Source organism: Arachidicoccus sp., from assembly GCF_050436765.1.
In the GTDB taxonomy this organism is placed as follows: Bacteria; Bacteroidota; Bacteroidia; order Chitinophagales; family Chitinophagaceae; genus Arachidicoccus.
The window spans coordinates 1-5855 of record NZ_JBNQGD010000366.1 but is presented as its reverse complement, the minus strand read 5'-3'; the positions used below and the strand labels follow the sequence as shown (position 1 = coordinate 5855).

Annotated in this window: 2 protein-coding genes and 1 pseudogene; all 3 read right to left on the bottom strand. The window is 38.4% G+C overall.

Annotation, left to right across the window (positions count from 1 at the left end):
• A pseudogene (locus ACQR30_RS15450) lies at positions 1–1516 on the bottom strand (alpha-galactosidase); the annotation flags it as partial.
• 104 nt (positions 1517–1620) lie between these two features.
• Positions 1621–3480 (bottom strand): right-handed parallel beta-helix repeat-containing protein, encoded by a 1860-nt coding sequence (locus ACQR30_RS15445; RefSeq protein ID WP_429736656.1) that lies wholly within the window; start codon positions 3478–3480, stop codon positions 1621–1623.
• A 292-nt stretch (positions 3481–3772) separates the two neighbouring features.
• The coding region (locus ACQR30_RS15440; protein ID WP_429736655.1) for a glycoside hydrolase family 3 C-terminal domain-containing protein at positions 3773–5855 on the bottom strand (2083 nt) is incomplete at its 5' end.

The window sequence follows — 5855 nt, the reverse complement described above, 5'->3', positions numbered from 1 at the left end:
TCCACCATTGATTCCATTGTGAGTCTTTTATCCCCTCGTGTCCGGGGTGGGTGGTGGAGGCGCAGATATCGCCTGGATAAGGTCCATCATGTTCCAATAGATCGAACCCTGTTTTAGAAATAAAAGTATTCAGTTTTTTTAGGTAGGCAATACCCCAAGTGCTTCCAAGGCAAGGAGCACTACCAAAAATCGCATCACCTGGTTTACCGGTTTTGGGATTAATCACATCGTCTGCGACATCAATGCTTCTACTGGAAAATAGAGAATAGCCGCCCAATTGTATTCCTTTACTATGTGCGTAATCAGCAAGTTGCTTGAATTTCTTTATATTGGCAATGCTGGTATCCTCCATATTTAAACCACTGCCAAAGCTCAATATGACCATTTCAAACCCCGTGGCCGCGCATTGATTGATTGCTTCTTTTACTTTTGCCGGATTCGAAGTGGTCAGGTGTAAGAAAATAGGATTTTCTGTTATCCAGGGTGCAATGGTCCGGTACATCTTTCGCTCAGCCAAACCACAACGTTCTTTGTCATAACTGTCGTATAACAATTCGAAGCTGTGGTAACCTTCAAATGATTGGTGGGGCGCAATTTTATAATAGGGCCCAATTGGAGGTTCACTTACCAATAGACAGGGCGTTTGCCGATTGTAATTTACCTGACTTGTATAAGAAGGGTCAGCCAACCAATTGGTTGTCTGGTCGGAATATGTAGAACTCATATCATTAAAAGCATAATCACTCTCTACTTTAATATGTGGCGTCGCCAATGTATTCTGCTTGCCACCGACAACTGATTCTTCCTCCACGAAAGAAAGAATCTCATTTTTAAATGCGTTTACACGTATTGGATTTATACCATTATTTTCTATCGTCAGCCATTTGCTTATCAAAGGAAGATTATCGTAAAGTGAATAATGTATGGCTACCTTAACATTCAATCCGCTATTGGGAGGTGCTATAAAATAGAAAATGATTTCTTTGCCTTTAGGCGGCCAAGGCGCGCTAGTATTTTTATTAAATGGCCATCGTTTGGCTTTCCAGGCAAATCGCGGCGAAATATTTTTTACATCAAAACCTGTGAACTGGAATGCCGCACGGTCGTTGGAAAAATTACTTAACCAATCTTTTTGCAGATAAGCATATTCAAACTGACCTTTTACGCCGCCAATGTTATAGGATTTACCATTCAAAGTTACTGCTGCTTCGGGTTGTATGGCACGAAGCATTTCTTTAGAATTCATCAGGTTCTTAAAACTAAAACAGCCAAAATACGGTGCAATGCGAAAACTCCGACTGATCAGACCATTGGATAAAACAATTGTCTTATCGCTGTCCGTCTTATAAACCGCCGAGATAGCTTGTAAATTGTCCAGGAGCCAGTCTCCATTTAAAGAAACTGTTTTGAATGGCGGCAGTGCATCTATTTGTTGTGGGGAAACAGCCTGCGCAATTACCAGTTTAAAACTGATAGCATATATTATAAAAATAATTCCTTTTTTGTAAATACTCATTATGTTTATTTTTTAAATAGCGTTTCAAATGCAAAATCAAATAAAACATGGCACGTAAATAACCAAACAACGCAGTTTCGAGAATCAGTTTCGAAAAATTTAAGTTATTTATTCCATCGCCAATCTGTATGGAGATCACTGCCTTTCATTTTTGATAATTCAATCGCTGGCACTCGTGTACCACCGACTATATAATTATTCTGAATGACTACCTTTTCACAGTCCTCTAATGAAGCTACGTTTTGTTGTCTGTTCAAAAATCCATTTTCAACTATTTTATTTGTAATAAACCTGAGGTTTTCAGTGCTTTTAGCGACTAATACAAGCGGCTTAACCAGATCAAAAAAATTGTTTTGGATAAGTATATTCTTATGAACATAGGCTCCCTTTGGAAAGATCGTATTTTCCGGATAAATAGTAATTACACCAGCACCGTCGCTATATCCACATTTTACAAATCTATTATTTCGTATCGTAACATCTTTTACCATACCCGATTCAAACCAACTGTTGGCATCATCCGAAATAAGAATGGCAGACATGCCCGTTTTGAACCAGGTATTATTTTCAATTATTACTTTTCTTCTTGTCGTAATCAACAGACCTCTTGTGGGTGTTCGTTGAAACCAGTTGTTTCGGATCAAGACAGATGGCGTGCGTGTCACATTTTCAATACAATCATCGGTGCCTATTTTTGTCGGTACCGGTTGTGTGAGGGTTAATTCAATATCATATTCATTCAATTTCCTATAATCTTTAACCACACGGGTGGCAAAGGCCAGCAAAGAGTTATGATTAATAAAATCAATAGTATCCCCCTTCTCATACATCTGTATTCCATAAGTTTGAGGGTGCATAAACCTTACAATTATTTTATTACCGGGCAACTGCTGCATAATACGTAAATGGGCAGAATGAATATTAATAAAATCGTCCTGACCACCGCTAAAAAAAGAATTTTCCACTTTTATCCAACCACGGCATGTGCTGAAATGAGCCATATCAGCAGTACTACTGCATATTCTATCCGTCTGCGGACGTGGCGCGCACACAAGGTGATTAAAATGGATATTGGTACAAAACTGAGACACAATACCTAATCCATGCATAAAATGCATTTGAACACTATCCAATAAAATATTGGAACAATGCACAAAATGCATTCCTACTTCATCCCGCGTAATATCGCGCATGGTAAACACATCGCCCACTTTAATATTCATCTTGACAGGATGGTAAAAGCGCACCACATTTTTCGCTAATTCAACTACCTGTTTCGATTTTGTAAGTTTTTGCCAGGCAGCATTTACAAAATGCATGGCGCTATCTTCAGGGCAATAAACACATGTATGTAATCTTAAAGGCATTTTCTCACCATCCCAGTTTTCGCCATACCAATACAGCATACTATCTTTAATATGATACCAACTTGATGGATTTACCTTGACATCAACATAGGCGTCGTTTATAGTCATGACCGTAAATTCAGACATTGTAGGCCTTTGATAATCGAATTGAATATTTTTCAGCGTCAAATTTTTACAATTGTCTGCTATTAAAGAAGTCATTTTCCCGTGGAGCATAAACAATGCGCCGTTACCATTAAGAGTGAAGCTATTCATATCTTTTAGCCAGATCCCGATATGTTTAATTTTAGATGGACACTCGTCTTTTGCCGAGGTATTGGTGATATAATATGGTGCACTGGAAGTAGCATTAAAATAAAGATCATATTGGCCTTTTTCAAATACTAGTTGAATAGGGGTATGTTTGGATTTACAGGCGTCAATAAGGTGTTGAATCGCTTTTGTAACATCTTTACCGGTGTTCGGTCTTATACCGTAGTCTTGCGCATGAACAATGGTTTGAGCAGACAGGCTTCTTATAAGAAACCCACAAAAGAAAAGCAATAATAAACAGCTTTTTTTAATTAATAAAAGAGACTTATCCCATTGAGCACCCATAATTTTTGTTTTTCTTCAGCCGGTTCATTTATTTAATTTGAACTATAATAAAGCGATTTATAGTAAGATCTCTTTTCGTAAAATCAGGTTGTAACGGATTATTTACACACGAACACGAATGTCGCGCATGAGTCAAACAATATCGATGATTACCATTTAGATCTTTGAAATATTATGACTGAGCCTCCACAAAACAGATGACTAATGGAGGCCTTGTCAAAATCGAAAATGTTTAAACCTCATAATATCTCGTAAATGTCCGGTCTAAACTTAAATGATAAACAAACCAATGCTATTGAACCAATAACTCTAACTTATTTTCCTCATCACTTGAAGATTTAGCAGCAAATAATTCGTACTTGCCTTTATAGACGGTGTAATCATTCAAGTCATTACTATATTCTCTTAAAGATTGAATAGCAATGGGAATCGTTATTTTTCGGGTAACACCCGCGTCCAAATGAATCTTGACAAACCCGACCAACGTTTTTATTGGCCTAAAGGAAGGGATATTTTTTGCCGCCGCATAAATTTCCACTACTTCATCTCCATCCTTATTGGACACATTTTTTACATCCAAACTCAGTTTCACAGAGTCATTTGGCGAGGTTACTTTTGACTTGGATAGGTGTAAATGACTATACTTAAAATTAGAATAGCTTAATCCATAGCCAAACGGATATACTGGTGTCTTTGTAAAATATTTATAGGTACGACCTTTCATGGAGTAATCTTCAAATTCAGGAAGGTCTTTTACCGATTTATAAAAAGTAACCGGCAGGCGACCCGATGGATTGTATTTGCCCGACAAAATATCTGCCAGTGCTGTACCACCTTCCTGCCCCGGATACCAAGCTTCAATAATAGCATCCAGATTTTCCTTCTCCCATTGTAGACCAAAAGCTCCACCATTGGTAAGCACTAATATTACTTTTTTACCACTAGCTTTAATTGCTTTTAACGCTTTTTGCTGAAGTGGCGGAATATCTATATTTGTTCTATCCCCTTTATAGAATCCTTTAATATTTATACCCATCTCCTCGCCTTCGATATCCGGTGAAATGCCGCCACAAAAGATAACCACATCCGCATTTGCAACAGATTTCACCAACATCGAAACACTATCCTGCTCGTTTTGCTCACTTGCATAGTTATCTTCCGGACGCTTGATGTAATTGTAATAAGTAATGGAGGCAGATTTACCAAATGCAGTACTGATACCCTTTAAAAAATTGATGGGGTTAGATGGTGTACCATTATAATTGCCCAACAAAATACCGTTCCTATTTGCATACGGGCCAACAACGGCAATATTTTTCATATTCTTAGACAATGGTAAAATATCATTCTTATTGCTTAGAAGGACCATACTTTCTAAAGCAGTTTTGAGCGCCAGCTGATTATGTTTGGGCGAATTATTTTGAGAAAAAGGGATTTGCTGATAAGGTATTTTTTTATCTTCATCAAACAAGCCTAGTTTGAATTGTGCCAATAACAATCTCGACACGGATTTATCTATTTCCTTTTCTGTAATTTGATGTTCTGTCAATGCTGTGTTGAGCGTACCATACTCTCCTCCACAAGATAAGTCACAACCAGCTTTCACCGCTACAGCGGCCGCTTCGGGGAGACTATTGGTATATTTATGATAATAATAAATGTTGCCTATGGCACTACAGTCTGAAACAACATAGCCTTTAAACCCCCATTTTTGTCGGAGTATGGTATCCAACAGGTAAGCATTAGCACATGAGGGAATTCCATTTACACTATTATATGCTCCCATAATAGAGTATACCTTTCCCACCTTTACCAGGTTTTCAAAAGCAGGCAAATAAGTATCAAATAAATCCTGCTTGCTGGGCGTTGCATTAAAGAAACTCCTGTTCGCTTCACTGCCGCTGTGTACGGCAAAATGTTTAGCGGTAGCGATTGTTTTAAAATAAACAGGGTCATTTCCTTGTAGTCCCCTGACAAAAGAAACTCCAATCTTTGATGTCAAAAAAGGATCTTCACCATAAGTTTCCTGTCCCCTGCCCCAACGCGGGTCTCGAAAAATATTGATATTGGGTGTCCAGAATGTAAGTCCCTGGTATATTTTTCGCTCTCCTTTTCTAACGTGTTGCTCGTGTTTGGCTCTAGCCTCTGTTGATATAGCGTCTGCCACTTTGTAAATCAAGGATGTATTCCAGGTAGACGCTAGCCCAATAGCCTGTGGGAATACGGTAGCAACCCCATCTCGGGCGACACCGTGTAAACATTCGTTCCACCAATTGTAAGCAGGAACACCTAAGCGTTCTACCGGCTTAGCATCATTTTGCATCAACGATATTTTCTCTTGCATTGTGAGTCTGCTTACCAGGTCTTTTACTCTT

Bases quoted from the DNA above. Each gene is read 5' to 3' on its own strand.
- ACQR30_RS15445 (WP_429736656.1), bottom strand. From the start codon at position 3,480: ATGGGTGCTCAATGGGATAAGTCTCTTTTATTAATTAAAAAAAGCTGT.